At 62.5% G+C, this 14,697-nt stretch carries 13 protein-coding genes; 4 read left to right on the top strand and 9 right to left on the bottom strand.

The genetic code is table 11. The features are described from left to right. Positions 1-60 precede the first annotated feature (60 nt). The 4 genes from J7U39_RS20675 to J7U39_RS20660 are packed head-to-tail and all read left to right on the top strand — an operon-like array spanning position 61 to position 4,335. Entirely contained in the window at positions 61-1,512 is a 1,452-nt protein-coding gene (locus tag J7U39_RS20675) for a sugar ABC transporter ATP-binding protein (protein WP_210632112.1), read from the top strand. Then, positions 1,509-2,459, top strand: a complete 951-nt coding sequence (locus J7U39_RS20670; protein ID WP_210632111.1) for an ABC transporter permease — start codon at positions 1,509-1,511, stop codon at positions 2,457-2,459. The genes J7U39_RS20675 and J7U39_RS20670 overlap by 4 nt, the downstream gene beginning before the upstream one ends. Then, positions 2,456-3,406 (top strand): ABC transporter permease, encoded by a 951-nt coding sequence (locus tag J7U39_RS20665; protein ID WP_210632110.1) that lies wholly within the window; start codon positions 2,456-2,458, stop codon positions 3,404-3,406. Before J7U39_RS20670 ends, J7U39_RS20665 begins: the two co-directional genes overlap by 4 nt. 14 nt (positions 3,407-3,420) lie before the next feature. Beyond that, positions 3,421-4,335: an SMP-30/gluconolactonase/LRE family protein gene (locus J7U39_RS20660; protein ID WP_210632109.1), complete on the top strand. Its 915-nt coding sequence runs from the start codon at positions 3,421-3,423 to the stop codon at positions 4,333-4,335. Here J7U39_RS20660 and J7U39_RS20655 read toward each other — a convergent pair. The 9 genes from J7U39_RS20655 to J7U39_RS20615 form a co-directional block, all read right to left on the bottom strand. Further along, complete coding sequence (locus J7U39_RS20655; protein ID WP_210632108.1) at positions 4,288-4,506, bottom strand: HAMP domain-containing protein; 219 nt, start codon at positions 4,504-4,506, stop codon at positions 4,288-4,290. The two genes, J7U39_RS20660 and J7U39_RS20655, sit on opposite strands and share 48 nt — an antisense overlap. A 327-nt stretch (positions 4,507-4,833) precedes the next feature. Beyond that, positions 4,834-7,860: a glycoside hydrolase family 38 C-terminal domain-containing protein gene (locus J7U39_RS20650; RefSeq protein ID WP_210632107.1), complete on the bottom strand. Its 3,027-nt coding sequence runs from the start codon at positions 7,858-7,860 to the stop codon at positions 4,834-4,836. Positions 7,861-8,320: 460 nt separating this feature from the next. Continuing rightward, entirely contained in the window at positions 8,321-8,704 is a 384-nt protein-coding gene (locus tag J7U39_RS20645) for a DUF3307 domain-containing protein (RefSeq protein WP_247241778.1), read from the bottom strand. Between the two features lie 12 nt (positions 8,705-8,716). Then, positions 8,717-10,579: an adenylate/guanylate cyclase domain-containing protein gene (locus J7U39_RS20640; protein WP_210632105.1), complete on the bottom strand. Its 1,863-nt coding sequence runs from the start codon at positions 10,577-10,579 to the stop codon at positions 8,717-8,719. Then, positions 10,569-11,846: an NAD(P)/FAD-dependent oxidoreductase gene (locus J7U39_RS20635; RefSeq protein WP_210632188.1), complete on the bottom strand. Its 1,278-nt coding sequence runs from the start codon at positions 11,844-11,846 to the stop codon at positions 10,569-10,571. The genes J7U39_RS20640 and J7U39_RS20635 overlap by 11 nt, the downstream gene beginning before the upstream one ends. A gap of 45 nt (positions 11,847-11,891) precedes the next feature. Beyond that, complete coding sequence (locus tag J7U39_RS20630; protein WP_210632104.1) at positions 11,892-12,365, bottom strand: DoxX family protein; 474 nt, start codon at positions 12,363-12,365, stop codon at positions 11,892-11,894. Between the two features lie 14 nt (positions 12,366-12,379). Next, positions 12,380-13,162: a putative DNA-binding domain-containing protein gene (locus J7U39_RS20625; RefSeq protein WP_210632103.1), complete on the bottom strand. Its 783-nt coding sequence runs from the start codon at positions 13,160-13,162 to the stop codon at positions 12,380-12,382. Beyond that, on the bottom strand, positions 13,152-14,177 hold the full coding sequence (locus J7U39_RS20620; protein ID WP_210632102.1) for a DUF692 domain-containing protein: 1,026 nt from the start codon (positions 14,175-14,177) through the stop codon (positions 13,152-13,154). The genes J7U39_RS20625 and J7U39_RS20620 overlap by 11 nt, the downstream gene beginning before the upstream one ends. A gap of 32 nt (positions 14,178-14,209) precedes the next feature. Continuing rightward, on the bottom strand, positions 14,210-14,479 hold the full coding sequence (locus tag J7U39_RS20615; protein ID WP_210632101.1) for a DUF2282 domain-containing protein: 270 nt from the start codon (positions 14,477-14,479) through the stop codon (positions 14,210-14,212). Positions 14,480-14,697: the final 218 nt, after the last annotated feature.

Here is a 14,697-nt window from a genome sequence, read left to right as displayed (position 1 = left end):
CTGCCGCGCGGCCGTAAATGGCCGCGCGGCATTCTTTGCGAGCAGGCATGGCGGGGCAGCATGGATGAGGTTTTGAAGGCGGTGATCGCCGTCGATGGCGCCAAGGTGAGTTTCGGCGCGGTCAAGGCGCTCGACGGCGTCACGCTCCGCGTCATGCCGGGCGAATGCGTCGGGCTCGTCGGGCACAATGGCGCCGGCAAGTCCACCATCGTCAGCGTCATCAATGGCGGCCTGACGCCGCATGAAGGAAGTGTGGCGAGCGACGGCGAGCGGCTGGAGCGTTACGGCATCAATGCGGCGCGCGCCCGCGGCGTTCGCTGCGTCTTCCAGGAGCTATCGCTCTGCCCCAATCTCTCCATCGTCGAGAACACCCGCGTCATGCATCGCCATCTCGGCGGTTTCGGCTGGCGCAGGCGTGCCGCCAACATCATCGAGAAGAGCCTCGACACTGTCTTTCCGGGCCATGGCATCGACAGCGGCCGGGCCGTCGGCGATCTCTCGATCGCCGAGCGGCAGATGGTCGAGATTTCAATGGCCTTTTCCGATGCCGGCACGCCGCCGCGGCTGGTCATCCTCGACGAACCCACTTCGTCGCTCGATGCGAGCCTTGCCCGCCAGATGCTCGACCATGTCCGCCGCTTCACCGCCACCGGCGGGGCCGTCATCTTCATCTCGCATATCTTGCACGAGATCCTCGAAACCTCCGACCGCATCGTCGTGATGAAGGACGGCCGCGTCGTCGCCGAACGGCCGGCGCAGGGCTTCGACCATCACGGCCTCGTCGAAGCGATGGGCACCGTTGCGAAGGAGGAGAGCGGGCAGCGGGCGGCGCGCGAACAATCCACCGCGCCCGTCATTCTGTCGCATCAGGCGAGAGGCCTGCCCTTCGCGGCACGCAAGGGCGAGATCGTCGGACTGGCAGGGTTAGCCGGCCACGGGCAGACCGAGCTGCTACTTGCTCTGCACGCCGCCCAATCCGGCAATTGGCTGCCCGAGCGCGATCCGCTCGTTACCTTCGTCGCCGGCGACCGCCGCCTCAACGGCGTTTTCGAACTTTGGAGCATCTTGCACAACTTTTCCGTCGCCTCGCTCGGTGACCTGTCGCGGCGCGGCCTCATTCTGGCTGACAAAGAGGAGAGCAAAGGCACGGACTGGAAGCGGCGGATCGATATCCGCACGCCCGATATGGAAAACCCTATCCTGTCGCTTTCCGGCGGCAACCAGCAGAAGGTGCTGTTCGCCCGCGCCCTTGCAACACGCGCGCCTGTCGTGCTGATGGACGATCCGATGCGCGGCGTCGACGTCGGCACCAAGCAGGAGGTCTACGCGATTATCCGCGAGGAGGCGGCGCATGGCCGCACCTTTATCTGGTACTCGACCGAAATGGACGAGGTGCGGCTCTGCGACCGCGTCTACGTCTTCCGCGAAGGCCGCATCATCGCCGAACTCGCCGGCGATGCCGTCAACGAGACGAATATCATCGCTGCCTCCTTCGAAGGGGTGGCTGCATGACGTTCCGGCTGTCGTCCGACGCCTTGCGTCTTGCCATTCCCGCCTTGTCGCTGACGCTGCTGCTTGCCGCCGTCTTCTGGCTGCAGCCGCGCGCCATGAGCTATGTCGGGCTCAATCTGCTGTTCAACCTGGCGGTGCCCATCGCGCTTGCGACGATCGCTCAGATGCTTGTCATGGCGGTCAACGATCTCGATCTGTCGATGGGCACCTTCGTCAGCTTCGTCGCTTGCGTTACCGCGACCTTTCTGCGGGATGACCCGGTGACCGGCGTCCTGATCCTTGCGGGAGCGATCGCGGCCTATGCGGGCCTCGGTGTCATCATCTACCTGCGCGATCTGCCGTCCATTGTCGTCACTCTCGGCATGAGCTTCGTCTGGGGCGGCCTTGCCGTGCTGCTGCTGCCGGCGCCCGGCGGCCAGGCGCCGGACTGGGTGCGCTCTCTGATGACCGTCAAGCCGCCGCTGGCGCCGATGGCGATCGTCGCCAGCATCATCATCGCCGCCGTCGCTCATCTTCTCGTCATGCGCTCTTCGCTCGGCGTGCTGATCCGCGGCATCGGCGGCAACCAGCGCTCGGTCGAGCGCGCCGGCTGGTCGATCGTCGCCGCCCGCGCCGCCGCCTATGGCCTGGCGGGCTTCTTCGCGGTGCTCGCAGGTATCGCTCTCGTCGGCCTGACGACGTCGGCAGACGCCAATATCGCGCTGCGTTACACGCTGCTGTCGATTGCCGGCGTGATCCTCGGCGGCGGCGAGTTCATTGGCGGGCGTGTCTCCCCCGTCGGGGCCGTCATCGGCGCGCTGACGCTGACCCTCGCCGGCTCGTTCCTGTCCTTCCTGCGCATCTCGCCGGACTGGCAGATCGGAGCCCAGGGCGCGATCCTGATCATCGTGCTCGCGCTTCGCCTGATGCTGAACCGCCTGGAGAAACGGGAGAAACGCCGCCGATGACTCCCCTCCTCAGCCTTTTCGGCAAACCCTGGATCTGGTCATGGTTTGCCGCTTTCATCGTCTGGTTCCTGACGATCATGGTGACCCTCGGCGCCAGTACGCTCGGCCTGTCGCAGGCAGCCCTCACTTTCGCCGCCTTCTCGGTGATCGTCGGCATCGGCCAAATGTTCGTCATCACGCTCGGTCCCGGCAATATCGATCTGTCGGTCCCCGCCACCATGACACTAGCCGGCACGGTGGCGCTGAAGCTGATGAACGTGCAAAACGGCTTGATCCTGCCCGGCTTTCTTGTCGCCCTCCTCATTGGCCTCGTCGTCGGCCTCGGCAACTACGCGCTGATCAAGGCGCTCCGCATTCCGCCGATCATCGCCACGCTTTCCATGAGCTTTATCGTGCAATCGGCGGCAATCTGGACAAACCGCGGCTTGCGCATCAAACCTCCGAGCATGCTTGCGGAATTCACTACCACGAACACGCTCGGCGTACCGAACGTCGCGATCGTCGCGCTCCTCATCTCGCTGCTCGCCTGGTTCCTGCTCGAGAAGACGATCTACGGGCGCTGGATCTCGGCGATCGGCCAGAGCATGCCCGCCTCACGCATGGCCGGCATTCCGGTCGACGGCACGCGCTTCGTCACCTACCTCTTCTGCGCCGTACTTGCATCCGTCGCGGGCTACCTGCTCGCCTGCTTCTCGGGCGGCGCAGCACTCAACATGGGCTCGGAATATCTGCTGACCTCGATCGCCGTCGTCGTGATCGGCGGCACGGCGGTGGCCGGCGGCGATTCCAACGTACCGGGCATCTGGGGCGCGTCGCTCTTCATGTTCCTGGTCGTTTCCATGCTCAACACCTATGGGTTCGGCGCGGGCATCCGCCTCATGATGACCGGCCTCATCATCATCAGCGTGATCATGCTCGCCGGCGGCCGCCGGGCCGGCATGCGATAAACAGGGAAACTGCCATGGCCGAGGCCAGCATCTACGAAATCCACGACCCGCGCTTCCGGCAGTTGATCGTCACCAGCGCCGGCCTCGACGAACTCTATTCCGGCTGCCGCTGGGCGGAGGGTCCTGTCTGGTTCAACGATGCGAACCAGCTTCTGTGGAGCGACATTCCCAACCAGCGTATGCTGCGATGGGCGCCCGAAGGCGGCGTCTCCATCTACCGGCAACCATCCAACTTCACCAACGGCAACACGCGCGACCGCCAGGGCCGACTCATCTCCTGCGAACATGGCGGGCGCCGCGTCACGCGCACCGAGATCGACGGTTCGATCACCGTGCTCGCCGACCATTTCGAAGGCGCGCGGCTCAATTCGCCGAACGACGTGGTGGTGAAATCGGACGGCACGATCTGGTTCACCGATCCAACCTACGGCATCATGTCGAATTATGAAGGCTATCAGGCCGAGCCCGAGCAGGCGACGCGCAACGTCTACCGGCTTGATCCGGCCACCGGCAAACTTGCGGCCGTCGTCACGGATTTCATCCAGCCGAACGGCCTCGCTTTCTCACCTGACGAGACGATCCTCTACGTCGCGGATTCGGCGGCAAGCCACGACGAAAGCCTGCCACGTCAGATCCGCGCCTTCGACGTAGTCGACGGCAGCAGGCTTGTGAACGGCCGCGTCTTCTGCCTCATCGACAACGGTATCCCGGACGGTATCCGCACTGACGTGAAGGGGAACCTTTGGTCCAGTGCCGGTGATGGCGTGCACTGCTTCGATCCGACAGGCAAGCTGATCGGCAAGATCCGTGTCCCTCAGACCGTCGCCAACCTCACCTTCGGCGGCCCCGGACGCAACCGTCTGTTCATCGCCGCAACACGTTCACTCTATTCCGTCTACGTTGCCGCGACGGGCGCCCAACGACCGTAAGCCGGTGAAAGCCACGCGGCCGATCTCGTCAGGCCGGTCGGTGAAGGGAATGTCGGCGTCGAGATTGCCCTCTGCCAGATCGCTCATGCTTGCAGCGATCCGGCCGATCAGCGTGATTATGGTCAGCCGGCCGATGTCGAGATTGAGGGAGAGAACGAGAGTTGGCAGCATTCGCCTCCTCCTGGGCCTTCGTCGCCATGGTCTTGGCCGAGTCCACCCCTTCCTCGAAGCAGCCTGGCTGGCCCCATCAGCAATCACCAGCAATTTCGACTACGTCTGGCGGTCGCACTCCCCCGTCTTGTCAATCAGGCTAGCTGGCTCTTGGGGCCGATAGCCCGCTTCGAAGCAAGACGCCTCTCTTCACCGGTTGGACATCGCTCCCCTTTATGACTGTCACCTGCATGGCAATCGCCAAATTGTCCAGTATTGCCCCTCGGGCGAGTAGATGGGTCGCCCCGCCTAATGGAAGCGGCGGAGCGTTATTTGCAGCAGGCGGCGTCAGGCCTTCTGCAGCCTCCAGGTCCTGATTTCGAAGGGCATGATCTCGGCGGGGCCTTTGCGCTCCATCGGCTCTTCGAGGATGTTGAGCGGCTGCGACGCCCGCCATCCGGAAGGCAGGCCGAGGGAGAGGCGGCCGCGCCGGCCGGCCGGTTCGTAGAGGCGCAGGATGAGACCTTCGCCCTCCTCCGCAGGCTTCAGGCCCGAGAAGGCGACAGGCGTGCCCGCGACATCAATCGGCGCGAAACGGCCGGCGGAGAGGCCTTTGGCCTCGGCCGTCACCAGCGGCTGGTTGAGGTCGAGTGCTTCGTCAAGCACACCGCCTTCATGCCAGGCGCCCTCATGCGGCATCAGTGCATAGGTGAAGCTCTGCTCGCCTTCATCGGCCAGCGGATCCGGATAGATCGGACCGCGCACTAGGCTCATGCCGATCACATTGCCGCGGGCGCTGTGGCCGTATTTGGCATTATTGAGAAGCGCCACGCCGAAGCCCGGCTCACTGACATCGACGAAGCGATGGGCGGCGGCCTCGAACATCGCCTGCTCCCAGGAGGTATTCGTATGTGTCGCCCGCTCAACCACGCCGAAGGCGCATTCGAAGGTCGCCTTACGGGCCTTGACGTCGACCGGGTTCAGGGTACGCAGCAGGGTGCGGCGGTCGTGCCAGTCGATGGTCGTTTCGATATCGAGCCGCTTCGAATTGGCCGTCAAAACATAGGTCTGCATGACACTCGAATGCCGATAGCGGTGAACGACGCGGATTGCCGCACGGTGCGGACCGCTTTCGACGAGGCTGATGCTTTCGGGCGCATCGAGCCGGACGGATTTATCGGCATAGTCGGCATCGACGTCCCAGGCGTCCCAGTTGCGCGGCTTGTCGGCCGGATAGACCCAGAGCTGGTTGGCGGAGCCATCGACCGCTTCGCGGCCGCTCGCCTTGTGGATTAGGCTGGTAACGGCTCCATCCTTGCCGATGACGATCGAGAGATGATCGTTTTCCAGCCGGTCGACGCCGGCCTTCAGCCCGCCCGCCGGCTTCAGCGTCTGCCTGTCAAAGACGGCGACCGCCAAGGGAGCGACGATCTCAGCGGCCGAAAGCGTCGTGCCGTCGGCAAGTGTCGCGCTCACCGGTCGTGGCGCAAGCGAGGGATTGACGACGATGAGCGCGTCAGTGACCCCGCCCTTCGGCAGATTGACTGACAGCGCCTGCAAGGCCTTGGCCTGCTCGGCCTTGGCATGGTCGATGACGCCGCCGAGCTCCTGCTCCGCATCCTGATAGACTTCGCGGATGCTCGAACCCGGCAGGATGTCGTGGAACTCGTTCTTCAGCACCACGCGCCAATCCGCCTCCAGGCTTTTCGGCTTTTCGGCGCCGAGCATATGGGCGAGCGACGCGAGGGTCTCGGCGGTGATCAGCGCCCGCTCGGCCTGGCGATGCTTGCGCTTGACGCCGCTTTGGGTCGTCAGCGTCGCGCGGTGCAGTTCGAGATAGATTTCGCCGTCCCAGACGGGAAGCTTCTTCTCCGAAGCGGTTTTGTGCGCCCGCTCGTAGAAGCTTTTCACGGTGCCCCAGCGGGCCTGCGGAATGGCGGGAAAATCGCGCAGCTGCACTTCGCGCTCCACCATCTCGGGCGTCACGCCGCCGCCGCCGTCGCCGTAACCGACGGCAAGAAGCGAGGCGTGATGCTGCGTCTTGCCCCGGAAATTCTTCCAGGTCGGCAGGTAGCAATCGGGCTGCACGAAGCCGTTATAACCCTGCATCGGATTGTCGAAGGTGTGGGTCAGCACCTGGCTGCCGTCGAGGCCCTTCCACCAGAAGAGATCGGAGGGGATGTGGTTGGTCTCGCTCCAATTGACCTTGATGGTGAAGAAACTGTCGATGCCGCCCTGTCTCAGGATCTGCGGCAGCGCGCCGGAAAAGCCGAAGCAATCCGGCAGCCAGCAGACCGTGTGGCGCGCACCAAAGGTCTTTTCGAAATAACGCTGGCCGTAGAGCACCTGGCGGGCGAGGCTTTCGCCGGTCGGCATATTGGTATCAGGCTCCACCCACATGCCGCCGACGGTTTCCCACTTTCCTTCCGCGACCTTCTCCTTGATGCGTTCGAGAAGCTCCGGATCTTCCTCCTCCATCTGCGCGTAATAATGGGCGGTCGACTGGTTGAAGCGGAAATCGGCGGAGCGCTCCATCAGCGACAGCGCCGTGTTGAAGGTGCGCCGCATCTTCCGCCGCGTCTCGCGATAGGGCCAGAGCCAGGCGAGATCGATATGAGCATGGCCGGTCAGCACCAGCTCGCCGTTTGGGGGAAAGCGCTTCTGCAGTTCCTTCAGCCGCGCCGTGAGGACCTCGAAGGCGGAGGCCGCCGAAGCGCTCTGCTCGTCGGAGAGACCTGCCGGATCGGATACAAGCTCCGGCAGCTCCCAGATCTTCTGCTGCATGACGGCGCCCGACGTGCGGGAGATGTAGGCCGCCGTATCCGATGGCCAGTCGAGGCTGCGCAAGGCCTGCTCCGCGGCATCGACCAGATGCGGTACGACCTCATGCTCGCCGAGCGCGCCAATCGCCTCGGCGATCTGCTTCAGGAGAAGATGCAGGCTGTGAACGGGACCGTCGAGCCAGATCAGCCGGGCCTTGTTGAGCCTCGGCGCGCGGTTGGGCTCGCCGAAAGGAAAGCGGGCAACACTTTCCGTCGCAATCGAGAAGCGGCGGCCCTTCAGCGGGAATTCCTGGTGATAGGGATCGAGGCCGAATGTTTCGCTCTGGCCATCGGGATAGCTGAGCGTGATCAGGCTCTCGCCGCCGAGATCGAGCTGCAGGCGAATATCTTCGAGCGGCCAGTTCGCCGGCGCTTCGGCGCTCGCGGCAAAATGCACCACGCCCTCACGATGCGGCCAGTCCTGGTGATGGGCGATCGGCTCCCCCTCGAAGGTCCAGCCATCGATCGGGCTGCTATGCTGGTCCCGCCAATGCGCGAGCTCGGCGATACGGACCTTCAGACTGTCGAGGCGTTGGGCGATGGTGAGCGGCATGGCTTATCCTGTTGAAAATCGGCGACGCGCGATCGGGAATCATGGCTTTGGGAGATAAAAGATAGTGCGATGGGATCGCGAATGCCGACCCCTCCTCCCAGCGGTTCGGCTGACGCTTAGATTAAGTAACTTTGATTTGGCGTCAAGCCCGCAAGAGATCGCCTTTTCCTGGTTTTTTTGCTCTGCCATGCATGGGAGCTGAACCGTAGAGGCATCTAACTGCGAGTCATGAAGGATGCGAAGGACACGACTGCTGTTGCCCGCCTCCTGATTGAAAAACCAGCTTCAATTCTCTCTAAGCTAATGCGAGAAAAAGGAATTTTCCGCATAACCTGATCTCATCTGCCGAGATGATCATTCGAGGATTTGCTCCCTCGTTTTAATGCAATTGATTTCTCGGGATCGAACGAGAGCGATCATGAAAGTCGTCATCGTGCTCTTCGCCTGCGCCCTCGCATTGTCAAGCAATAAAGTCAGCATCCCAGGCCACGATCGCCAATATTGCCGAATAGGTCAGATGATGAGCGAGCTGGTCGGCGCCGTGAAGTATCCAGAATGAACGTGTATTGACCGGGTGCGGCTGACGTCGACCGTGGATGGCCTTCAAGTGGTCGATAAGGAAATGGATCAGAAACTCGCTGCAGACAACGGCGAAAATCCACGTCGGATTCGTGATTGCAACCAAGAGAATTGGCGCGGTGGCGACGGCGTGGATGCCTGCATGGACATAAGCGCCCGGCTTCTTGAAGTTGCCTTTGCCGGCAATCATCCATTCGGGCTGCAGGACATAGTCAGCCATGAAGTGCTTGGTTTGCAACCAAATCAGCGTTGTGAGCAGCAGCATCGTCATGCTCCCTCAGTCCGCCATATCAGCCGGATCGATCGTGTGCACACGGACCGGCGCGATCCTTCCCCGTATGCCGACGCAGCCAAGCGGCCTTGTCTGAATAAGGTCTCGGGTCTTTCGAAGCGTTTCGTCGCTTAATGCAATTTCCACGCCTTTGTCCTTGGCCACGCCAACGAGCCGGCTCGCGAGATTGACGACGTCGCCGATCGCCGTATAGCTGAGGCGTTCAGTCGAGCCAATATTGCCGACAAGGGCCACGCCGGTGTTGATGCCGATACGCACCCGAATCTCATCATGCTTGGGCGCAATCGGCGCCATGGCATGCATCGCATCGCGAATTGCCGCTGCGGCGCGGCACGCGCGCAATGCGTGATCCGGCACATTGCCGGGGGCATTCCAGATCGCCATCACCGCATCGCCGATGAATTTGTCGACTGTGCCGCCTTCGGCATGAATAGCGGCGATCGACAGGGTCAGAAACCGCGTCAAGCTTGGTTCAACGCCAGCGCCGAACTCTTCCGTGAGTTCCGTAAAGCCTGGCAAATCCGCAAACAACACCGTTATGTCCCTGAGTTCGCCGCCGGGACGAGGCTTAAGACCGCCATCGACAAGGGGACGAACGACCTCGACGGGCATGAAGCGCGCGAACGCGGCAAGGCCGCTCGACATGCGCTTCAGGGCGGAGGAGAAATGATCGAGTTCAGTCAACAGCGCCGGGCGATGTTCCACGGCGTCGAGTTCGAACCTCTCGATCATATGCAGCTGCTCGGCAAGGCGCGACAGTGGCCGAGCGAAGAGAATTCTGGCAAACAGGATCGCCGTCACAGCGGCCAGCACAGCAATGCCCCCGATGATGAAGATCAGTCGCTCGGTATTGGCATCGATGTCACGGGCAAAAGTCGCCCGCGGTATGGCGGTGACCAGACGCCAGTCTTCGAACGGCAACTTGCCAGATGACACGAAGATTGGGCCGAGCGCCTTGCTTGCCACCAGCGTCCGGGAACCGTCGGGCTTTTCGGGGCTGGCAGCCATGGCGACTGCCGCGGCCAGGGCGTCGGACGCGGCAAAATCCTTGAGATGAGCAGCGATCATACCGTCTGACGGCTCGGATGTCGCCAGTACCGCATTATCCCGCGTTAGCACAAAGGCCTTGCTGCCTTCCGGCATCTTGAGCCCTCCAAGGATGGCCGACAGCCGATGCAGGCTGACCGCCACCATCACCACACCTTCGAAATGGCCGAACACCTCGACTTTCTTCGAGACGACGATCGCCGGTTCAAAGCCGTTCGGAAGAATATTGACGAGGCTCCAGGCCGGTTCTGCACTGGTCCGGCCACGTCTAAACCATGGCGAGCCCTCCGGAACGTAGACACTCTCGGCCCTCAGCCGATTTTCGAAAAAGATATCGCCAGGGATTGGCTTATAGAGATCGCGGCGTAGCGGACGCGGCTTGCCGAGAGGTGCGTGGCCGATCTCCACCATTTCGATCTCGCCATCCGGCAGCGCGTGCGCCCCAAAGAAGCGGCCGTCCGGGAAGCCGAAACCGATCCAGGCAATCGCCGGCTGTTCACGCAGCAACGACAGGAATAGGAATTCACGCTTCACCTCGTCGTCCGGCCTGATCGCTCCCTGGAAAAAGACCGATCTGACGATCTCCGCGCTGCTCGAAACCAGCGCCAGATTAGAAGAAAGCTCGTTGCGAACCGCAGCGGTGCTCTGAGCATCAAGGCTCGCAACAATCGTTTCAATGTTCCGGCTTGCGGTACGATACCAGACCAGGTGCACGAGCGCCGCCGTTGACAACACTGCAAGCAGCAGCAGTGCAGTGACCGCACGCCCCATCTTTATGCGTGGGAATGTTCTAGCGTTCATGGCGGTCGGTAATCAGACGGGCGGCGCGGTCATACCGGACATAAGCCAGCGCCCAGTCCGCAAACACCACGATGCGATTGCGGAAGCCCACGAGAAACCAGAGATGGGCGATGTTCCAGACCAGCCAGGCGGAAAATCCTGAAAGACGGATGCGGCGAAAGTCGGCGACCGCCGCATTGCGTCCGATAGTTGCCAGATTTCCGAAATCGCGATAGCCGAACAGACCAGCGGTCCGACCATCGAGACCGGCGAGAATGGCGCGGGCCGCGTATTCGCCCATCTGCTTGGCGGCCGGCGCGACTCCGGGAACCGTTCTGCCGTTCTTGTCCGTGAGCGCCGCGGTGTCGCCGATCACGAAGATCTCGTCATTGCCCGGCGGGTTGAGGTTCCGGTCGACATGAACGCGGCCGGCGCGGTCCGCGGGCACGCCGAGCCATTTGGCCGCCCTGGAGGCCATGACACCGGCCGCCCACAGCACGCAGGACGATCGGATTTGCCGGCCGCCGGCAAGCGCTACTCCTTCAGAGTCGCAGCGCGTTACCGCTTCCCCGAGGGACACCTCGACGCCGAGCATCTCCAGGTGTCGCCGGGCTTCTCCCGACAATTTCGCCGGCATGGTCGGCAGAACGATATTGCCGGCTTCGACCAGCACCACGCGAGCCGAGGACGGATCAATGCGCCTGAAGTCACGGACGATGACCTTTCTTGCCAGCTCGGCGATTGCTCCAGCCAGTTCAACGCCTGTCGGGCCGCCGCCAACAACGACGAAGGTGAGAAACCGCCGCCGCTCGGCTTCGTCCTCGGCTGCCTCGGCACGTTCGAAGGCCGACAGGATCCGGGCACGGATTTCGGTCGCATCGGCGATTGTTTTCAACCCGGGCGCGGTCTCCGCCCATTCATCCTTTCCGAAATATGCGTGCCTTGCACCGGTGGCGACGACCAGATAGTCGTAGGCGATGCGACTATTTGTGGTCTGAACGAACCGGTTCTTCTTGTCGATCCCCTCGACACGCTCCATCAGCACAGTGACGTTGGATTGCCGAGAGAGAATGCGGCGGATCGGCATGGCGATCTGGGCTGGCGAAAGCGCGGCCGTCGCGACCTGATAAAGCAGCGGCTGAAAAAGATGATAGTTGCGCCGATCGACGACCGTCACATCCACGTCCGCATGCCGAAGACCCTTGGCGGCGGCAAGGCCGCCAAATCCGGCTCCGAGGATGACGACCCTAGGACGGCGGCCCGCCGCCTGACTTGCCGCTGGATCCATGAGTGGCGAGTCGCCGCTTGTTTCTTCGATGCCGGCGCGCATGGCTCAGCGCCCCCTCGGGAACAGGCGTGCTCCCAGATAGTCGAGTGAAACCGCACCGGCCCCGCGCGTCAGGATCAACAGCAACGGTGCCGTCCAGAGCAAATGGTCCGGCCAGTTCTGCGGGTAGACGAGGAGCTGGATTGTCAAGATGACGCAAAGCAGCAAAAGGGCAGCGGGCCGAGAGAACAGGCCTAGAAAAATCAAGATCGAGCCAGTGACTTCGGCCGTCGTCGCAAGCACGGCGGCCACGCCGGGATCGATGACGGGCAGCTGGTATTCGAGCGTAAACAGCTGAACTGTCGCCGGCCAGGAGGCAAGCTTGCTCTGCGACGAGTGCCAGAAGACGTGGGCGACCGCCAGACGGGCAACGAGCTGGACGAGCGACAACGGCAGGCTGTTGAGGCTCTCGATAGCGGCGACATAGAGACCGATAATACCGCCTCTGTGTCGCGTCGAAGAAGGGGACATCATAGTCATGACTTCCATCCTGTTCACTTGGTTGCGGGCTTGATGTGGCGAATGCGAGCGACGAGGCCAAAGGCGAAAAGGCCGCCAAAGGCACCCTCGAGATCGAAGCCGGGAGTGCGGGCAAGCACACGGCTGACCGCAGCCTCCAGGCTGGCGCGCCTTTTCAGGGCATGAAGGAAGGCGAAATGACTGGCATCGAGGCGCAGAAATCGCATGCTATCTTGGCCGCGCCAGAGCGCGATCCGCTCCGGTCGGCGGCCCAGCCTCGCCAATGCTTCGATGTTTCCGCCGGCTTGATGCGCTTCCCATATGTCCAGCGCCGGCCAACGACAAACCAGCAGGCGTAGCGAGGGCTGAAGAACGATCTCGGGTGAGGTGTCGTCTTCACCGTCCGCCAACTGCTCCAAGCGACAGCCGGGCAGCGCCAGCGCGTCCAGCGCCTCGGCAATCATCCATTCCAGCCGCGCCGTTTCGGCAATGAAGGGCATGGCGCGGATGCCATCAAAGTCCGCCAGGAAGCGCGGGAAACTGCCGCCATAGCGAACAAGCTGCGCTTCCTGCGGCGGATTATTCCGGATGAAGGCGCCGGCGACATGACGAAAGTAGTTTTCGCCGAGAAGCTGGACCGTGATCGGAAAAACCGCGATCAAAGTCGCTGTCAGCGAGGCGAAGGTGTTGTTGCGATAGATGTTGAACCGACGCAGCGGGTCGAAAGCACCTTTCGCCAGCACCGGCGCAAGATCGCAGCCATCTTCACGGAGGATGGCTTGGGCGACCCGCGATTGCAGTGCGCAACTAGAGAGCATGGCCCACCCTCCTTGCGCCGGGACGATTGGCGAACACCGACGGCTTGATTGTCGCAAACGCGGCGAGCGCCGGCATTGGGCCCGTTCGGCTGTCGGCCCGCAATGGCAGGATCATCCCCTCGAACCGGGTCGACTGTGGTGTCGGCCGTTCCACCAGCATGCGATCTTCGAAGGCGATCGATTGCGCCAGCATGTCGGCCCACATGGCTTCACCGAGTAGCACGTCGAGAGCGGGCACATCCGTATCCCATTCGATGAGCGTCGGACGCGGTCCAATCTTGCGGATCGCGTAAGCATAGAGCGACCAGACGGCCGGCGGAACGCGCGAACCGTGGTCGTCGATCAGCACGATATCACCTTCGACCTCGTTGATCGCGTGCCCGGCAAGATGGATCTCACCGATGGCGCACGGGGGAAGCTGGTCGATGAAGGCTTTGGAATCGAAGCCGAGATTGCAGGCCGAGACGTGAACATTATTGATATCGAGAAGCAGGCCGCAGCCGGTAAGGCCCACGAGCTCGACCAGGAATTCCGCCTCGGTCATTGTCGACCCCTCGAAGGCGACATAGGCAGAGAGGTTTTCGATATAGACACGCCGCTGGAGGGTGTCCTGCAGCCTCGAGACATTGGCGGTCACGATGGCGAGGGCCTCTGCGTCGTAACGCAGCGGCAGGAGATCATTCAGATAGGCGCCGTCGGCGGCGCTCCAGGCGAGATGCTCGGACACCAGGCTTGGCTGGAAGCGCAGGCAGAGCTTGCGCATGCGCTCCAGATGGTCGCGGTCGAGACCGGAACTGCTCCCGAGTGAAAGGCCGACGCCATGGACAGACAGGGGATAGCTTTCCCGCAGCCGCTCCAGCGCGTCGACGGCCGCCGAGCCACCCATGTAATTCTCCGCATGGACTTCAAGCCATCCCGCCGAGGGGCGGCGAGACAGCATTTCACCGATATGCTGGGAGCGAAGACCGATGCCCGCGGCGGTTGGCACCGGATTGCTCGGAAATATCTTGGACATCGATTACTCCTTTGGTTGAAGTGGTGGAAAGGTCAGGCCTTGGGTTCGTTGCTTCCGCCGGTGATTTTGGTGCAGGTGCCGGCCGGCACGTAGATCCAGGAATCCTTGGCGTTGTCGGCGGTGGACGTGCCGGCACAGGAGTGGCTGGCCGTCTGGCAGTCGTTCAGGCCAGCCTTGACGACGCCGAAGCACTTTTCGAACGAGAAATCCGGCTTGGCAGCCGGGCCGGCAAAGGCGCTGCCGGCAGCCACGGAGGCTGCGGCGGCGAGGGCCGAACTGATGAGAAGACGAGTGGTATTCATGAGAAATCTCCTGGGTTGCGTGAGGTCAAACCGCCATCGGCTTGCCTGTCTTCACATTCCCAGAAGTCAGCCGTCATCTGAAATGCTGTCTCTGCATGATTTCGATACGCCGTCTCTATGTGTCGATGGGCAATCTCTTTCAGACAAAAAAAGCCCTCGCCGGAGTGGTGGACGGGGGCTTAAGTTTCGGCCGGCGGGAGGCGGACTGCCGAAATGGC

This window comes from Rhizobium sp. NLR16a, assembly GCF_017948245.1.
In the GTDB taxonomy this organism is placed as follows: Bacteria; Pseudomonadota; Alphaproteobacteria; order Rhizobiales; family Rhizobiaceae; genus Rhizobium.
Note: the sequence above shows the minus strand (reverse complement) of the source record. Positions and strands in the feature narration are given on the sequence as shown.

What these genes read in the sequence shown, in the direction of transcription:
- J7U39_RS20665 (WP_210632110.1), top strand. Translation starts at nt 2,456, where the DNA reads ATGACTCCCCTCCTCAGCCTTTTCGGCAAACCCTGGATCTGGTCATGG.
- J7U39_RS20615 (WP_210632101.1), bottom strand. Translation starts at nt 14,479, where the DNA reads ATGAATACCACTCGTCTTCTCATCAGTTCGGCCCTCGCCGCCGCAGCC.
- J7U39_RS20640 (WP_210632105.1), bottom strand. Translation starts at nt 10,579, where the DNA reads ATGAACGCTAGAACATTCCCACGCATAAAGATGGGGCGTGCGGTCACT.
- J7U39_RS20675 (WP_210632112.1), top strand. Translation starts at nt 61, where the DNA reads ATGGATGAGGTTTTGAAGGCGGTGATCGCCGTCGATGGCGCCAAGGTG.
- J7U39_RS20630 (WP_210632104.1), bottom strand. Translation starts at nt 12,365, where the DNA reads ATGACTATGATGTCCCCTTCTTCGACGCGACACAGAGGCGGTATTATC.
- J7U39_RS20650 (WP_210632107.1), bottom strand. Translation starts at nt 7,860, where the DNA reads ATGCCGCTCACCATCGCCCAACGCCTCGACAGTCTGAAGGTCCGTATC.
- J7U39_RS20670 (WP_210632111.1), top strand. Translation starts at nt 1,509, where the DNA reads ATGACGTTCCGGCTGTCGTCCGACGCCTTGCGTCTTGCCATTCCCGCC.
- J7U39_RS20625 (WP_210632103.1), bottom strand. Translation starts at nt 13,162, where the DNA reads ATGCTCTCTAGTTGCGCACTGCAATCGCGGGTCGCCCAAGCCATCCTC.
- J7U39_RS20645 (WP_247241778.1), bottom strand. Translation starts at nt 8,704, where the DNA reads ATGCTGCTGCTCACAACGCTGATTTGGTTGCAAACCAAGCACTTCATG.
- J7U39_RS20655 (WP_210632108.1), bottom strand. Translation starts at nt 4,506, where the DNA reads ATGCTGCCAACTCTCGTTCTCTCCCTCAATCTCGACATCGGCCGGCTG.
- J7U39_RS20660 (WP_210632109.1), top strand. Translation starts at nt 3,421, where the DNA reads ATGGCCGAGGCCAGCATCTACGAAATCCACGACCCGCGCTTCCGGCAG.
- J7U39_RS20620 (WP_210632102.1), bottom strand. Translation starts at nt 14,177, where the DNA reads ATGTCCAAGATATTTCCGAGCAATCCGGTGCCAACCGCCGCGGGCATC.
- J7U39_RS20635 (WP_210632188.1), bottom strand. Translation starts at nt 11,846, where the DNA reads ATGGATCCAGCGGCAAGTCAGGCGGCGGGCCGCCGTCCTAGGGTCGTC.